Annotated in this window: 13 protein-coding genes; 6 read left to right on the top strand and 7 right to left on the bottom strand. The window is 58.9% G+C overall.

Features of this window, described 5'->3' with window-relative positions; translation table 11 throughout:
- Positions 1-466 precede the first annotated feature (466 nt).
- Together QZ822_RS05280 and QZ822_RS05275 are read left to right on the top strand one after the other, a co-directional pair.
- Positions 467-2,089 (top strand): L-lactate permease, encoded by a 1,623-nt coding sequence (locus QZ822_RS05280; RefSeq protein WP_294643136.1) that lies wholly within the window; start codon positions 467-469, stop codon positions 2,087-2,089.
- 245 nt (positions 2,090-2,334) lie between these two features.
- A complete protein-coding gene (locus QZ822_RS05275) occupies positions 2,335-2,724 on the top strand; it encodes a DUF1304 domain-containing protein (RefSeq protein ID WP_294643135.1) in 390 nt (129 codons plus the stop codon).
- Positions 2,725-2,861: 137 nt separating this feature from the next.
- On the opposite strand, the gene QZ822_RS05270 is transcribed toward QZ822_RS05275, so the two are convergent.
- Complete coding sequence (locus tag QZ822_RS05270; protein WP_294643133.1) at positions 2,862-3,650, bottom strand: DNA-3-methyladenine glycosylase I; 789 nt, start codon at positions 3,648-3,650, stop codon at positions 2,862-2,864.
- Between the two features lie 213 nt (positions 3,651-3,863).
- Positions 3,864-4,475, bottom strand: coding sequence for a methylated-DNA--[protein]-cysteine S-methyltransferase (locus QZ822_RS05265; protein ID WP_294631474.1), 612 nt, complete (start codon positions 4,473-4,475; stop codon positions 3,864-3,866).
- A gap of 322 nt (positions 4,476-4,797) precedes the next feature.
- On the opposite strand from QZ822_RS05265, the gene QZ822_RS05260 reads away from it, so the two are divergent.
- The gene (locus QZ822_RS05260) at positions 4,798-5,403 is read left to right on the top strand and encodes a hypothetical protein (protein ID WP_294643131.1); all 606 of its coding nucleotides are present in this window, start codon (positions 4,798-4,800) and stop codon (positions 5,401-5,403) included.
- Between the two features lie 127 nt (positions 5,404-5,530).
- Here the strand turns inward: QZ822_RS05260 and QZ822_RS05255 are convergent, their stop codons facing one another.
- The 4 genes from QZ822_RS05255 to QZ822_RS05240 all read right to left on the bottom strand — a co-directional run bounded on the left by QZ822_RS05255 (position 5,531) and on the right by QZ822_RS05240 (position 10,988).
- Positions 5,531-5,836: an N-acyl-D-glutamate deacylase gene (locus QZ822_RS05255; protein ID WP_246824924.1), complete on the bottom strand. Its 306-nt coding sequence runs from the start codon at positions 5,834-5,836 to the stop codon at positions 5,531-5,533.
- Between the two features lie 664 nt (positions 5,837-6,500).
- Positions 6,501-8,057 (bottom strand): glycerol kinase GlpK, encoded by a 1,557-nt coding sequence (gene glpK / locus QZ822_RS05250; RefSeq protein WP_294643130.1) that lies wholly within the window; start codon positions 8,055-8,057, stop codon positions 6,501-6,503.
- A 42-nt stretch (positions 8,058-8,099) separates the two neighbouring features.
- Positions 8,100-8,897 (bottom strand): MIP/aquaporin family protein, encoded by a 798-nt coding sequence (locus tag QZ822_RS05245; protein ID WP_294643127.1) that lies wholly within the window; start codon positions 8,895-8,897, stop codon positions 8,100-8,102.
- Positions 8,898-9,242: 345 nt separating this feature from the next.
- On the bottom strand, positions 9,243-10,988 hold the full coding sequence (locus QZ822_RS05240; RefSeq protein WP_294643125.1) for a glycerol-3-phosphate dehydrogenase/oxidase: 1,746 nt from the start codon (positions 10,986-10,988) through the stop codon (positions 9,243-9,245).
- A 122-nt stretch (positions 10,989-11,110) separates the two neighbouring features.
- Between QZ822_RS05240 and QZ822_RS05235 the strand changes: the two genes are divergently transcribed.
- The 3 genes from QZ822_RS05235 to QZ822_RS05225 all read left to right on the top strand — a co-directional run bounded on the left by QZ822_RS05235 (position 11,111) and on the right by QZ822_RS05225 (position 14,483).
- Positions 11,111-12,058 carry a sugar-binding transcriptional regulator gene (locus QZ822_RS05235; protein WP_294643124.1) on the top strand — a complete coding sequence of 316 codons (948 nt, stop codon included), beginning with the start codon at positions 11,111-11,113 and terminating at the stop codon, positions 12,056-12,058.
- 245 nt (positions 12,059-12,303) lie between these two features.
- Positions 12,304-13,680 (top strand): 6-pyruvoyl tetrahydrobiopterin synthase, encoded by a 1,377-nt coding sequence (locus QZ822_RS05230; RefSeq protein WP_294643122.1) that lies wholly within the window; start codon positions 12,304-12,306, stop codon positions 13,678-13,680.
- A gap of 11 nt (positions 13,681-13,691) precedes the next feature.
- Positions 13,692-14,483 (top strand): transcriptional initiation protein Tat, encoded by a 792-nt coding sequence (locus QZ822_RS05225; protein WP_294643120.1) that lies wholly within the window; start codon positions 13,692-13,694, stop codon positions 14,481-14,483.
- A gap of 185 nt (positions 14,484-14,668) precedes the next feature.
- On the opposite strand, the gene QZ822_RS05220 is transcribed toward QZ822_RS05225, so the two are convergent.
- Complete coding sequence (locus QZ822_RS05220) at positions 14,669-15,595, bottom strand: LysR family transcriptional regulator (RefSeq protein WP_294643118.1); 927 nt, start codon at positions 15,593-15,595, stop codon at positions 14,669-14,671.
- Positions 15,596-15,706 lie beyond the last annotated feature (111 nt).

Here is a 15,706-nt window from a genome sequence, read left to right as displayed (position 1 = left end):
GGGAAGCCGTGTAGCGGCTATTATTTAATGCGTCCAAGTTTCGGGGCGCAGTTCATTCGGTAGGAGGGGGCTTTCGCATTTCTGTGTTTGTGCGCTGGGGAGGATGTTTGGGGCTAAGGAGCGCAATTGTGCACATAAGTATCATTTATGCACACTTAAGGTCACCCTATCCTGAAGTCTCGGAGAAGACCTGTTAGCTTAGACAGATAAAGTCAAGAGCACCTAGTGAGAGGGAAAGGTTCCGCTCACCGCCGCCGCGCCACGGTATATTGCCTCGGCATATCGCCACGTCAAGTAACCAAACGCCCGGTAGCTCAAGACCATCACGCTTCACCGATGGACCCATCCACGACGCAAGGACCGGGCCCATCGGTTTTTATGCGGCCCGAACGCTTCCATACAGCGCAGACGCCGTACCGGAAGAAGCGACCGCCTAAAGCACAGACCGAAAGGAACACCCCGCCCCATGTGGCAGCAAACCTACGACCCGCTGAACGCACCGGTGCTCTCCGCACTGGTCGCAGCAGTACCCATCGTCCTCTTCCTGCTGGGCCTGACCGTCCTGAAACTCAGCGGCCTCAAATCAGCACTGCTGACCCTCGGTACCACCCTCATCATCGGTTGCGCCGTCTTCGGGCTGCCCATCACCGCAGGCGCCGGTTCTATCCTCTCCGGTTTCCTCTCCGGTGCATGGCCCATCGGCTGGATCGTGCTCATGGCGGTGTGGCTCTACCGCATTGCCGTACGCGCCGGTAACTTCGACATCGTGCGCTCCTCCGTCTCCTCGATTTCTAATGACCAGCGCATCCAGGTGCTGCTGATCGCCTTCTGCTTCGGCGGCTTCATCGAAGGCGCGGCAGGCTTCGGTATCCCGATTGCTATCTCCGCGGCACTGCTGGTATCCCTGGGCTTCAACCCCCTCAAGGCATCCATGCTCGCACTGGTAGCTAACGCCGCATCCGGTGCCTACGGTGCTATCGGTATTCCCGTGACCACCGCAGCTAAGGTTGGTGGCCTCGACACCGCGCACCTGTCCGCAGGTATGGTTCCGGTACTGCAGATTTTCGTGGCAATCGTGCCGCTGCTGATGGTTGCAATCCAGGACGGCATCCGCGGCATCCGCGAAGTCGGCCTCGTAGCGCTCATGACCGGCGTGATCTTCTCCGGCGGTCAGGTGGCTATCCTGATGCTGCTCGGCTCGCCCGAACTGGTCGACATCATCCCGCCGTTGCTCTCCCTGGTAGCCCTGGCGCTCGTGATGCAGAAGTGGCAGCCCAAGCACATCTACCGCGAATCCACCGCACCCAGCCTCGAAGAAGCTCAGGCTCAGCAGAGCGTCAAGCACACCGGCGCTGAGATCGTTAAGGCGTGGAGCCCCTTCATCTTCCTCTCCGCAACCATCCTGCTCTGGTCCACCGCGCTGAAGCCGATCTTCGCAACCAACGGCCTGCTCGGTGCCGCAACCCTGGCATTCCCCATCCCCGGCATTCACGAAGCCATCACCACCGGCGCCGGCAAGACCGTGACCGCGATGTTCTCCTGGAACACCCTGGGCGCATCTGGCACCGCAATTCTGGTGGCTGCAATCATTACCGTCCTGACCTCGAACATCAGCTGGGGCGAGGCCTTCGAAGAACTCGGCGGCACCTGGAACCAGCTGAAGATGCCGATCCTCATGATCTGCCTGGTCATGTCCGTCGCAAACGTGATGAACTACGCCGGTATGACCACCTCCATTGCGCTCGCGCTCGCGGCAGCTGGCCCGGTCTTCCCGCTGCTGTCCCCGATCATCGGTTGGATTGGCGTGTTCGTGACCGGCTCGGTGACCAACGCTAACGTACTCTTCGCGGGTCTGCAGTCCACCACCGCAGCCCAGATTGCTGTTGATCCGACCCTGCTCGTTGCCGCAAACACCGCCGGTGGCGTGATGGGCAAGATCGTCTCCCCGCAGTCCATCGCGATTGCGGCGGCGGCTGTGAACAGCGCCGGCGAGGAATCAAAGATCACCTCCATGTCCATCAAGTACAGCGCTATTCTGCTGGGCCTGGTATGCGTCTGGTCCTTCACCCTGTCACTCATGATGGGCTAAAGACCGATACCGGATTCGGCGTAACCCCGCGTAGAAACCCCTCGATGAGAACCCTGCAATTTTCTCTGCAGACGACGAATCGAGGGGTTTCACGCATATTCAGGGAAGTTCCGATAAGCCCGGAAGAAGCGTAGAATTACTTCTTGTGCTTGCTCCTGCATGATTCTGAACATCACCACAGGTTGTGCTCCAGAATAAAGAACGGGCAGGTGCCTAATAGAACACCTACTGCTTAAGGAGAAACAATGCAGGCACTCGCAACGGTCACCACCGTTTTTGCCTTCGTAGCAATCGCTATTCACGTGTACATCTGGATCATCGAGTCCTTCCTCTGGACTAAGCCCAAGGGTCGCGAAACCTTCGGCATGACCGAAGAATTCGCCGAGTCCACCAAGGAGATGGCAGCAAACCAGGGCCTGTACAACCTGATGCTCGCCTGGATCGCCGCAACCGGCCTGCTTGCCTTCTGGTTCGGCTCCCCGCAGGTGGGCGTGGCGCTCATGTTCGCAGGCCTGGGTTCCATGGCGATTGCAGGTATCTACCTGTTCCTCACCTCCCCGGCAAAGCGTAAGCCGGCGCTGATCCAGCTGACCCCGCCGCTGCTGTCCCTGATCTTCCTCTTCGTGATGCTCTAATCCTGCGACGATTTGATTCTGCGACAATCTAGCTCAGGGCGGAAGCTCTCAACGCATAGAAGCCGCGTGCTTACTTCACCGAAGTAACACGCGGCTTTTCTCTGCCCGGGTGCACCTTCGCGTCAGGGGCTCAAAGCTTAGGCGAAAAGACCCGAACAGCCGCGCCGATGCGAACCCACCAGGTGAGCGTCCACCATGCCGATCGCACACATGAGTGCGTAGGCGGTCACCGGCCCCAGAAACACCCCTCCTAGAGCTTTAAAAGACTTTGCAAGAAGCGCGGACTCAGCGGTATCGGTGGGAATATCCTCCAAAGTATGCGGAGTGATAGTCTCGCTGGGCGCGAAAGACCACAGCCACGCCGGTAGCCCGCCCGGTATGCGCGTGCCGTCAGATAGGGTGCGCTCACGCATCCGGTTCAGGTCTTCGCGGCTTAGCGTCCGAACTCGACGGCGGCGAGTGTTTGCCGCCTCGGTGCTATCCTCTTTGGCCGGGGTAGAAGAGAGGGCGATAAGAGGAAGGCGAATATCCTCCGTGGAGGCGTCACGGGGCGTTGCGGCAAGCTCACGCATCCGAATGGTCAGCCGCGCATTGGAGATGACCGCGCGAATCTTCCGCTCGTTACGGATAATGTCTTCGTCCTGGAGAAGTCGCGCAATATCCTGGTCGGTGAACGCAGCCACGCGTTCGGGGTCGAAACCCTCGAAGGCGCGGCGAAATGCTTCGCGGCGGGCAAGAATCGTTCGCCAAGAGAGTCCCACCTGAAAAGCTTCAAGGCTCAGGGCCTCGAAGAGTCCCCGCTCGTCGGTGATGGGCATGCCCCATTCGGCGTCGTAGTAGTCGCGCAGAAGTTCGTCGGTTACCCACGTGGGGTAGCTCGGGGTGTTTTCGAGGGATTTGGCGGGAATATTGGGTTGCGAGGTCACGGTCTCTCCTCTCTGAGATTGCTGAGCTGATCCGAGTATTTCGGAAGCATGTTCTATTTAAACAGTAACTCTACCGTGAATAAATCGCAACTATATTCGATTATGTGTCGTGTTGCAGAACAGCGACACCGAAAGCAGGTACGAAAAAGGGTGGGGTACGCACCCGATGCATACCCCACCCCGTCATGAGCCTCGAAGACTAGCCGGCAGGCGCTAGAAGAGCCGCGCCTCCCGCACCTCTTCCGGCTCCTCCAAATCGAGGAGGAACTGCTTACGCTCAACCCCGCCAGCGTAACCGGTCAGACTACCGTCAGCACCAATAACGCGGTGGCACGGAATCATAATAGAAACCTTATTACGGCCGACCGCCTGACCCACAGCTTGCGCCGGGGCACCCGGGCCAACCGCACGCGAAATCTCGCCGTAAGTGGTGGTGTACCCGGCAGGAACAGTCTTCAGATGCTCCCACACAATCAGCTGAAAATCGGTGCCCTCAGGATCTAACGGCAACGTAAAAGAAGTGCGCTTGCGTTCAAAATACTCGGAAAGCTCTGCCTCAGCGCGAGACAGCAACTGCGCCGCAGCATGTTCGCCGGTAGGCTCTTCATCTTCCGCCGTGTCGCGCTCCCGCAGATAGGCTCCGGGATTCTCAATCAGCCCACCGAGCTCATGGGGAAGCGGAAAATGCGCCTGATCCTCGTACCAGATGCCCACAATCGCATCCGCGCGGGCTGCAAGGTAGAGCACGCCGACGGGGCTCGAGTAGCGAGTGTACCAGCGCGCGAGCGCTTCCGGCGTCTGCGGCGAATCGGTCGCTTTGGTCATGCTCTTCCTCGTTGGCTCGTGGGCGTGTACTGCAAATGGTATGAGGGGCAAATACCCCTTTCAACCATCATAGGGGAGGGGCGCCTCCGTACCGTACCCGCACCGGATTTTGTCTATAACTGACCGCTATATATGAGATGTATGCACCGCCGTTTGTACCGCTGTTGAAATATCTCAGGATGCCCGGCAATTTTGATTGAGCCCGAAGAGCTGGCATTCTGTGAAGTACACACCGATACACTGCAATTCAATACTCCGGCTTCTTCACCCCGCACCGGGTGGGGTGACCTGTGTTTCTCGTGCCTTACCGATGGGTTCAACGATGACTGAAATTGCAAGGAGAAACATGGAAGACCTGAAAGATATCCGCCGGCAACTCCAGGAAAACCCGGAGAGCCGAGAGCTCAATAACCGTTACGCGCAGGCGTGCCTCGACATCGCGAAAGAATATACCGTTACTTCCCAGGGGCATATCTATATTTGTGCGCCCTCTGATTTGGAAGCCGTGCAGTACGTTATCGCCAAGATCCCTGAGGCTTCGCTTCTAGACGGCGAAACCTTAGAAGAATACAAACGCCTGAAGAGAGCCGTCACCCAAGCTCGTATGAATAGAGGTAGGCCCGGTAGCAAGATGGGCAATTACTATGCCTTGATCCTTTTTATCGTGATGCCTTCCATGGCGGCACCGGTTCTTCTGCTGTGGGAGCTCACCGTGCTGGGCTCGGACCACACTCGCGACCCGAGAGCCCTCATCTACCTGATTCCTGTCGCTCTCATTACCGCGGCGCTCCTCTGGATAGGATGGCTTGTTGAACGAATCCCCGGTTGGAAATATAACGCTCTTGTAGTTCAAGAGAACGAAAAGGCAGAACTAGCCAAAGCCGAAGCAGTAGCGCGTCGAAGTGCTGAATCAACCGTTGAGAAATAATCGTTGGTTTGGACTCTGAACCGTGATTTTAATGTAAATGTGCCGCCTCACTGATACCGGTGAGGCGGCACATTTACGCTGCCTAGGAGGTGGCGAAGGTCGCTACTTAGCGGCTGCCCTGCCAGAATTACGCGCGGTCAGCGTTGCCCTCCGTGTGGTGCAGGTGCGGCAGGTGGGTTGAGTGCAGATCGTGGCCGAGCACATCGTGCGCATCCGGGTCCTCGTTCGGGAGCACATGCGAGTACTTGGAGTAGTAGCGGTACAGCGCGTAGGCGCCAATCACAGTCAACACGATAGCAACGCCCAGAGCCCACGGCACAGCGGCGGCAGAATACATGACGGAGAAGAGCACCAACAGCCAGGAGAGAGCAGCTGCAAGAACCGAAACGTTCATGGCAATAATTGCAAGCTTGCGGCGACGAACATCAACCATAATCGGTGCGGGGAAATCCCGCTCCCTCCTTTCAACGGAGCCTCTCTCCGTTCTCATGAGCACCGGAAGGTGCCGGATGCGTAACCAACCGCCATCTTCGGCGGCCTGAACAGGATCAATAAGCCTATATATCTATGATACGGCGCGTGAAGTAGACATAAAAGGTATGCAAACGCTGTTAGACCAACCCCACACAACATGTGAACGGGTATCTCAACAAGGGACATAAAACGAGTGATTTTACAGCGAGAACTGCAACGAAAAGCGAACCCACGCTCGTCGCTAACACAGAGAACCCTGTAACAAGAGATAAAAGTCCGTCCGCCGCGGTACGTGAAGCACCGTGGCGGACGGGAGCGTAAATGAAGTATCAGCGCGAACCGTCGACACCTGTCAGGACAGCGCATGAATATGTCGCGTACGCGTCCTGTGCGGTACTGACACCTCACGAACAACACCGCGCCAGGTATTGGCGGAAGATACCGAATTTACAAAAACCAACGGTACCCCCAGCACTAATTTTTGTAGAAATTACGCCGCAATAAACGCTGAACCAAGCGTCATAAAACGGCGAAAAGCCCCGGCAGCCTCAACCCTACAGTGGGGGAGAAGCAGCCGGGGCCGCTAGTACGCGGGCCGTGCCGTTAGGCAACGGGTGCTGCGATTAGGCGGTCGGAACGTCCTCATCAACCCACTCGAGGGTGCGGGAGACAGCCTTCTTCCACAGGCGGTACTGGCGGTCGACCTCTGCGGGCTCCATGGAGGGCAGCCAGCGCTTGTCCTCAGCCCAGTTGTCCACAACGTCCTGCTCGCCGGTCCAGAAACCAACAGCGATACCTGCAGCGTATGCTGCGCCCAGTGCGGTGGTCTCAACAACCTTCGGGCGGATCACGGGAACGCCGAGGATGTCAGCCTGGAACTGCATGAGGAACTCGTTAGCGGTCATGCCGCCGTCCACGCGCAGTTCGGAGAGCTCAACACCGGAGTCAGCGTTCATTGCGTCTAGAACCTCACGGGTCTGGAATGCGGTTGCTTCCAGTGCCGCACGCACGATGTGTGCACGGTTCACGTAGCGGGTCAGACCAACGATGACGCCACGAGCGTCGGAACGCCAGTGAGGCGCGAACAGGCCGGAGAACGCGGGAACAACGTAGCAGCCACCGGAGTCTTCAACGGAGGTAGCCAGTTCCTCAGACTCTGCAGCGTTCTCAATCATGCGCAGGTTGTCGCGCAGCCACTGAATCAGGGAGCCACTCATCGCGACCGAGCCTTCCAGAGCGTAGACGGGAGCTGCGTCGCCAATCTTGTATGCGACGGTGGTCAGCAGGCCGTTGTTGGAGAAGACAGGCTCGTTGCCGGTGTTCATGAGCATGAAGTTACCGGTACCGTAGGTGTTCTTCGCCATGCCCTTCTCGAAGCAAGCCTGGCCGAAGGTTGCAGCCTGCTGGTCACCCAGGATACCCGCGATGGGGGTGCCTGCGAGCAGACCGGTTGGGCGGCCGAAGCCGTACACCTCGGAGGAGGACTTGATTTCGGGCAGCATGCTCATGGGAATACCCATGTCTGCAGCGATCTGCGGATCCCATTCGAGGGTGCGGATGTTCATCAGCAGGGTACGGGATGCGTTGGTCACGTCGGTGACGTGAACACCGCCGTCAACACCACCGGTCAGGTTCCAGACCAGCCAGGTGTCGGTGTTGCCGAAGAGCAGGTCGCCACGCTCTGCGCGCTCGCGTGCGCCTTCAACGTTGTCCAGGATCCACTTGATCTTGGGGCCGGAGAAGTAGGTGGAGAGGTTCAGGCCGACGATGTCGTGGTACTTGCCAACGCCCTCTTCGCCCGCGAGTTCTTCAACGATGTCCTGGGTGCGGGTGTCCTGCCAGACGATTGCGTTGTAGACGGGCTCGCCGGTGTTCTTGTCCCACACGACGGTGGTTTCACGCTGGTTGGTGATACCGACTGCAGCGATTTCGTGGTGGTTGACTTCGCCGTTTGCCATTGCGGTTGCTACGACCTTGCGGACGTTCTGCCAAATCTCGGTTGCGTTGTGCTCAACCCAGCCTGCCTTGGGGAAGATCTGCTCGTGCTCGAGCTGACCGTACGCTACGTTCTCGCCCGCCTTGTTGAACAGGATCGCGCGGGAGCTGGTGGTGCCCTGGTCGATGGAGAGGATGTACTTGCGCTCGGTGTCGAGGGTTGCGGAGTGCAGAGAAGTCGTCATTGATTTTTCCTTAGAACTAAAAAGACGGGGTTTTGGAGAGATTTAGAGGGGCAGGACTGCCGGAACGATCAGGCCAGCAAGGACTGCGCCGATAATCGGGCCAACAACCGGAACCCATGCGTAAGACCAGTTGGAGCCGGTCTTACCGGGGATGGGCAGGAAGGTGTAGGCGATACGGGGGCCGAGGTCACGGGCGGGGTTGATAGCGTAACCGGTTGCGCCACCGAGGCTCATACCGATAGAAACAACGACCAGGGCAACAGCCAGGGGGCCAATCTGGGCGGGGGTCTTACCGGATGCGATAATCCAGCCAATCAGGACGAAGGTGCCGATAATCTCGGTGAGCACGTTCCAGCCGTAGGACTTGATAGCGGGGCCGGTTGCGAAGATGCCGAGGCGGTCGCCCGGGTCCTCATCGAAGTGCTTCTTGTAAGTCAGGTAGGCTGCGGTTGCACCAGCCATTGCGCCGAGCATCTGAGCGACGATGTACAGGGTGATGTTCAGCGGGGTTGCGGGAACGCCAGTTGCCAGGTCGCGGCCTGCAGTTGCCAGGCCAACGGTCACAGCGGGGCTCAGATGTGCACCGGAGTGGAAGGAGAGGTATACGGCGGTGAACACTGCCAGACCCCAACCGAAGGTGATAACAACCCAGCCTGCGTCCTTAGCGTAGGACTTCTTGAGGGTCACTGCGGCGCATACGCCGGCACCAAGCAGAATCAGGATGAAGGTACCGAAGAACTCGGAAAGTACAAAACCAAGAGTGGTGGGGGCACCGGATGCATCCACGAGAGCGGATGAGCCGGCTGCAAGTACAGTTCCTGCGGAAGCAAGAAGAGACATTGATGCTCCTTGAAGACGAAGCGTCTGGAAGGCAAGCGAACTGATGCTTGTTTGTTCCTGTGCCGTCCTCCCCGCAATGCGGTTTTGGGGCACAACGCTGTGCTGAAATGTGTAGCGGTTGCTACGAAAATATTGGTTGAATGTCTGAATGGGAAGCAGATTGCACTGTGGGTTAGCCCCGTATTTAGCGCTCTGCTTCTTGTGCAGGGGGTTTATTGTAAACGGTTATTTAACCGTCCGTCCACCCCTCACCGGAATGTATGAGATAGCCCATGTTCGGTGAGGGGCGAACGGCCGGTTCGTACCAAGTAATCGGTTACGAAAGGTATGCGGAATCTCTAAGGATTAGAGCTTCACGCGGGGTGCCACGGGGGTGACAGCCTCAATCTTTGCCGATGCCTCAGCATCGGTGGAGGTGGACTCTGCCTCGCGCATTGCTGCAACGCGTGCTGCGTAGAGGTCAAGTTCCTCCTTGACCTTCTTGTCGTCCCAGCCGAGCTCGGCACGCAGGATGTCGAGGATCTCGTCTGCTGCTGCCAGGCCGCGGTCGCGCTGCTCAAGGTCGAGGCGTACGCGGCGGACCAGAACGTCCTCCAGGTGCAGTGCACCTTCGTAGCGGACAGCGAAGACGACGTCTGCACGCAGGAACTGGGGTGCCTTAGCCAGGGGAGCACCGAGGGACGGGTCAGCGTCGATGAGAGCGCCGAGGTCCTCAATCTGCGCGCCGTAACGCTCGAGCAGGTGGGTGATACGGTCCTCATCCCAGCCGTAACGCTCTGCGTAGCGTGCACGGTTAGCAGCGATTGCGTGGTAGCCGTCTGCACCGACCAGGCCGATGGTTGCGGTCACGGAGGGGTTCTGCTTAGCCTGCTCGCCCAGTGCGAAGTCGACAGCGTCGGCAGCCATGACACGGTAGGTGGTGAGCTTGCCGCCTGCAATTGCGCTCATGCCGGGTGCAACCTCGGTCACGGTGTGCTCGCGGGAAACCTTGGTGGATGCTGCGCCGTCCTTTACCTTGGGCTGCAGCAGCGGGCGCAGACCGGTGTAGGTGCCGATGATGTCCTCGCGGGTCAGCGGGTTAGCGATCAGCTTGTTAGCCTGCATCAGGACGTAGTCGATGTCCTTGCTGGTTGCGACGGGGCGCTCGCGGTCCTCGGTGTAGGGGGTGTCAGTGGTGCCGATGATCCAGTAACGCTGCCAGGGAATGATGAAGAGAACGGACTTCTCGGTCTTGGTGAAGATACCGCTGGTTGCGTTGATGCGGTCGCGGGGAACCACGATGTGGATACCCTTGGATGCGAGAACCTCCAGGCCTGCATCGGGGTTAGCCAGGGACTCGGACTCTTCGGTCCACACGCCGGTTGCGTTGATGACGTGCTTTGCGCGTACGTTCAGGCGCTCGCCGGTTTCCAGGTCTGCCAGCTCTGCGCCGATGACGCGGCCGGATGCATCCTTGGTGAAGCCGACAACCTGGGTGCGGGATGCAGCCAGTGCGCCGTAGCCTGCAGCGGTGCGGACCACGTCGATGACGAGGCGTGCGTCGTCAACGCGTGCATCGTAGAACTGGATTGCGCCGCTGAATGCGGAATCCTTGATGTCGGGGAAGACGGTCTTGGTGCCTGCCTTGGTGAAGTGGCGCTGGGAGGGAACACCCTTGTGGCCGCGGGAACCGAGGAATGCCAGGGTGTCGTACATGCCGATGCCGATTGCGGAGTATGCACGCTCGATGACGGGCATCTTCAGGGGCCACAGGAAGGGCTGTGCGTGCACGAGGTGGGGAGCAATCTTGTTCAGCAGCAGGCCGCGCTCGGTCAGTGCTTCGGTCACGAGCTTGAAGTCGAGGTTGTAGAGGTAGCGCAGGCCGCCGTGGACGAGCTTGGAGGACCATGCACTGGTGCCTGCAGCCCAGTCGCCTGCTTCGACGATGCCGGTGCGCAGACCGCGGGTTGCTGCATCGAGGGCAATACCTGCACCGGTAATGCCGCCGCCGACGACCAGGACGTCGAGTTCTTCATTGACCATGCTCTTGAGTGCCTGGGCGCGGGACTCAGCAGTCAGCTGAGACTGCTGTGCAAAGTGCTGGGAGCTCATGTAGTGCTCTTTCTTGTCGTGCCGCGTGAGCGGCGGGGGGTTTCATCTTGCAAATAGTAAAACCCAATGGTGAAATAATAACCAAACCACATGAACGGATTTTCACTGGGGGTCTGCGAGCAATGAACGAACGCGCTAACCATACCTACGAGGCGGCGCAGCTGTACTACATCCACAACATGACGATGGACGCTATCGCGGCTCGTCTGGGGGTCTCTCGCGCCACCGTGTCACGCCTGCTTAAAAGTGCTCGTGAGAGCGGCATGGTGCAGATCCGTCTGGATGAGTCCTTCCGTACCCGTAGCGAGCTGGAGCGCCGCATTGGTGAGCGCTATAAGGTGCGTGTCACCCTCGTGAATGTGCGTCCGGATGCTACTCCCATCGCCCGCATGGGTCAGGTTTCTCGTACCGCGGCGGTACTGCTTGATTCCCTGGTTGATAACGGCACGAGCCTGGGTGTGGCGTGGGGTTCGACCATGACTGAGATTTCTCGTCACCTGCCGCGTCGCCCTCTAAAGGGCGTGACTGTCGTGCAGATGAATGGTGCCGGTAATGCGCACCATTCGGGTATTCCGTACCTGGGCTCTCTGCTGGGGCAGCTGGTGAATGCCTATGACGCGCAGGCGATTCACTTCCCGGTTCCCGCGTTCTTTGACTACGCGGACACGAAGACCGCCATGTGGCGTGAGCGTAGCGTTAAGAAGAACCTGCATGCCCAGCACAATGTTGACCTCGCTATTTTTGGCGTGGGTGCTTTTGGTGGCCCTATTCCTTCTCACGTGTATTCGGGTGGCTATTTTGAAGCGCAGGAGCAGCGTCAGTTGCGTGAGCTGGGTGTTGTGGGGGATATGTGTACGATTCTTCTGCGTGAGGATGGTTCCTGGGCTGATCTTGAGTTGAATAAGCGTGCGTCGGGTCCTACTCCTAAGGAGCTGGCTCGGATTCCGCGCCGTATTTGTGTTGCCTCCGGTACTCACCGTGTGCGTGCTTTGCGTGGCGCATTGCGTACGGGTGCGATTACCGATTTGGTGCTTGACGATGCGCTGGCGAAGGCGCTGATGGAGAAGTAGCTAAAACTAATTCCCACGGGTATGGAGGTCCGTGGTTAGTGGGTTGAAGGGCACCTTGACTCTCGGGCGAGAAAGCTTTGAAAGGAAGCTTTCAAGCACCGCCTGAACAATGTTTCAAGGTGTCCTTTAGTGTCGTCAAAAATAGCTTTCTGACCCTACAATGTGAAACGTTTGCGCATGTGAAAGCGCATATTAGTGCACTCCGTTGAAGGTGTGCGCCACTCACCGTTAGAAAGAACCAACCAATGACCCCCACCTATAACGCCCAGGTGAATCCGCATCTGGGTGCTCCCGGCATTACCACGATGCACGGTGATGCTCAGTCCTCTGACGCTACTCCTCTTGCCGGCCCCGGTGCCGGTAACTGGAAGATTACCGGCACGAAGCTCGGCGGTGCCTGCCCGACGATTCTCGCCGGACGCGACGGCTTCATTCAGGTGCTCTGCACCCAGGTCTTCGCCCACGGCGAGTTCATTACCCCGAAGCTCTCCATTCTTGACCCGCACACCGGCCGCGAGCTCTCGCACTTGGATATTCCGAAGGGTGCACTGCTGGGCGGTGTGTACGCCTACCTTGACGCGCAGGACCGCATGGTTCTGGTGGATGGCTCTCAGTGTCTGCTGCGCCTCTCCCACTCTGCTGACGGACGCAGCATCCGGGTTGATGAGCGTATTGACCTGAGCCGCATGCTCGCCCAGAGTGCCAACGACGCTGTGGTTGGTCTGGTGCCCGACTGGTCCGGTCGCATTTGGGTTGCCACGAAAAATAGCTACATTGCGGTGATTGATTCTGCCCGCGGCACGATTCGTTCTATGCGTCTGAATAAGGCGTCGATTGCTGGTGAGCGTATCGATAACTCGATTTCGGCGTGCCCGCAGGGTGTGAGCGTGGTTACCTCCCACGCGATTTATATGCTGCACGCTACCGCAACCGGTGCCCCCGTCCTCAAGTGGTGGCATGCCTATGACCGCGGTAGCGCCCGCAAGCCGGGTAAGCTCGCGTGGGGCTCGGGTGCGTCTCCGACGTTCTTTGGCCCGAACGGCTCCGATTACGTGATGCTGACCGATAACTCTGATATCCAGGAGTCGGTCATTGTGTATCGCACCGATAATGGTGCGAAGGTCGGTAGTGCTGGCCTCTTTACTGCCGGTACTTCTGGTACTGAGAATTCCATGATTGGTGTGGGTAACACGATGGTGGGTGCGAGCACCTACGGCTACCCGTACCCGAAGTACCCGGAGGGCGCCGGTCCGTCGGTTCCTGCGAACGCGCTTTTTGCTCCCGGTATGGAGCGTTGGGATATTACCGGTCGCGGTCTGCGTAAGATTTGGGACCGTAGGGATGTGCACTCTTCGGCTGTTCCTCGTTATTCCACCGCTGACGGGCTGATTTACACGTGCGAGCGTCGCCGCGGCCCGGCTGGTTTGGCGAATGGTGCCTACGCGTGGGCTGTCGCGATTGATATGGAAACCGGTAAGACTGTGCACGAGCAACGCCTGCCTCAGCATGTGAGTCTGCTGCTTGGCGGCGGTGACACCCTGCAGATGGTGGGCACGATTGACCGTTACGGCACCTGGTGGCAGGGCACGATTAGCGGCGTGTACCGTATCGCGAAGGCTTAGGGGAGTAGAAAATGACTAAGAATAATCTGATGAATGCTTCTCGCCGTACCGCGTTGAAGGTTGCGGGTGCTTCGGCTGCTCTGGTGGCTGGCGGCGTGAGCGCTGCGGAGGCGGCGACTCGTTCGGGCGGCAGGCGCGGTGCGCACGGTACCCCAGTGACTCAGCGTCCTGGCGGACATCGTGGTGGCCAGCGTGGTCAGCATGGCGGCGCGGCGAGCTCTGCGCTGGTGCAGGTACCGATGCGTTATAACGAGTCGTGCATCCGCCTGGAGTTGAAGGCGGCTACCGGCGTGCAGGCTGTGTCTATGCAGAACCAGCCGGCGCGTACTGTTGCTTTCAAGAATCTGCCGACTCGCCTGAGCATTATTAATGAGGGTAATTCGACTCTGCCGGTGGGTACGCGCCTGATGGTGCGTGCTCGCGCGCAGGATCCGAAGACCGGTTTGTTGCTGAACCCCGCGGTGACTCTTCGCGTGACCTCTGGTCAGGCGGTGTTGCCTTCGGGTGGTATGGGTGCTTCGGCTCTGGTGGCTCCGGTGGATGCTCTGAATCTTGATGCGGTGCGCCGTAGCGAGCAGACCGGTCAGGCTGGCGCCGGTAGTGAGAATGTTCTGGAGTTGCGTACTGCTATTCCTCGCGGTCATCGTCTGGATGTTCAGCTGAATTATCAGGTGGCTTCGGGTGTTGCGGGTTCTGCGTTGAAGAATGTGCACGTGAGCGCCGTGTTGGATATGGCGGCGGCAGGTCTGTCTTCGTCCTTCTATGAGGTGCAGAGCCCGGCTGTGGTTGCTTCGCTGAACTAGCAGTTGCGCTGGCCCCTGTGAAAGGTAATCACAGCAGGGGAGTAGCTCCACTGTTGTGTGCTTTTTATACCTCTATATATAGGCGCCTGTTCAAAAAGGCATAGTGAAAGGTCGGGGTCGTTCGTGGGAACGGCCCCGACCTTTGCGTTGTCTAGTGTGCCGGCATGGGTGATGGCTGATTTTTCCTATACGGTTTCGGTCTTTTCGTGTTCACCGAATGCCACCTTGACCGCGTGGTGTAGGGCTTCGCGCACCATGGCGATGGCGGGGTTGGCGGCGGACTCTCGGCGTACGGCGGTAAAGATTTTGCGGGAGGGCTTGCCGGGTAGCTCCACGATGCGTAGCCCCTCGGTGGTGGAGAGGGAAGAGAGGATGAAGCCGGGCACGATGGTGACCGCGAATCCTGCTTTGACGAGGTTGGAGTTCGTAATCATGTCATTGGCGCTGTAGCGGATGACCGGCTCGAATCCTGCGGTGCGGCACTGGTTGAGCGCCCAGCTGCGGGAGGTGTTCTGTTCCATTTCGAGGACCCAGGGCAGTGCGTGCGCCTCTTCAATGGAGGTGATGGTGGAGGTGCTGGGCACGATGAGGCTGAGCGGGTCTTCGGTGAGTAGCTCGGAGTGTAGTTCGGGGTATTCGGGGATGTGGTGGTGCGGGTAGGCTTCGGAGAGCACCATGTCGTATTCGCGGCTTCGGGTCAGGGAGGTTCCGGTTTCGGGGTCGATTTGCAGTACTTGCAGGGTGAGTGAGGGTGCGTGCTCGGCAAGGTAGCTGAGGGTTTCCGGTAGCAGCGCGAAGGCCGCGGACTGGAAGATGGCGAGGCGGACCATGCCTGCGGGTTCGCCGGTGAGGTTGGCGACGGAGGTTTGCATGCGGTCGAGTTCGCGCAGGATGCTGCGGGCGCTGTCGACAATGATGAGTCCGGCGCTGGTGAGCTGTACGCGCCTGCCGATGCGCTGCAGTAGCGGGGTGCCGGTTTCTTTTTCGAGGGTGGCAATCTGCTGGGAGACGGCGGAGGGGGTGAGGCTGAGCGCTTCTGCGGCGGCGATGATGGTGCCGCGTTCTTGGATTTCGAGGAGCATTTGCATGCGTCGGATGTCGTAGATTGACACGTTTTTCCTCCCTGGTGCGCCCGGTTGTTCGGGTGGGTTGCACTCCCGAACTCTTCCGTGGTGCGTCTCTCATTGTGGACTCTTGTCTATGGTACCGCGTGGGCTTTTGTG

The sequence above is a fragment of the uncultured Rothia sp. genome (assembly GCF_916715725.1).
Classification (GTDB): Bacteria; Actinomycetota; Actinomycetes; order Actinomycetales; family Micrococcaceae; genus Rothia.
Note: the sequence above shows the minus strand (reverse complement) of the source record. Positions and strands in the feature narration are given on the sequence as shown.

Bases quoted from the DNA above. Each gene is read 5' to 3' on its own strand.
- QZ822_RS05275 (WP_294643135.1), top strand. From the start codon at position 2,335: ATGCAGGCACTCGCAACGGTCACCACCGTTTTTGCCTTCGTAGCAATC.
- QZ822_RS05260 (WP_294643131.1), top strand. From the start codon at position 4,798: ATGACTGAAATTGCAAGGAGAAACATGGAAGACCTGAAAGATATCCGC.
- QZ822_RS05265 (WP_294631474.1), bottom strand. From the start codon at position 4,475: ATGACCAAAGCGACCGATTCGCCGCAGACGCCGGAAGCGCTCGCGCGC.
- QZ822_RS05235 (WP_294643124.1), top strand. From the start codon at position 11,111: ATGAACGAACGCGCTAACCATACCTACGAGGCGGCGCAGCTGTACTAC.
- QZ822_RS05255 (WP_246824924.1), bottom strand. From the start codon at position 5,836: ATGGTTGATGTTCGTCGCCGCAAGCTTGCAATTATTGCCATGAACGTT.
- QZ822_RS05225 (WP_294643120.1), top strand. From the start codon at position 13,692: ATGACTAAGAATAATCTGATGAATGCTTCTCGCCGTACCGCGTTGAAG.
- glpK (WP_294643130.1), bottom strand. From the start codon at position 8,057: ATGACGACTTCTCTGCACTCCGCAACCCTCGACACCGAGCGCAAGTAC.
- QZ822_RS05240 (WP_294643125.1), bottom strand. From the start codon at position 10,988: ATGAGCTCCCAGCACTTTGCACAGCAGTCTCAGCTGACTGCTGAGTCC.
- QZ822_RS05230 (WP_294643122.1), top strand. From the start codon at position 12,304: ATGACCCCCACCTATAACGCCCAGGTGAATCCGCATCTGGGTGCTCCC.
- QZ822_RS05280 (WP_294643136.1), top strand. From the start codon at position 467: ATGTGGCAGCAAACCTACGACCCGCTGAACGCACCGGTGCTCTCCGCA.
- QZ822_RS05245 (WP_294643127.1), bottom strand. From the start codon at position 8,897: ATGTCTCTTCTTGCTTCCGCAGGAACTGTACTTGCAGCCGGCTCATCC.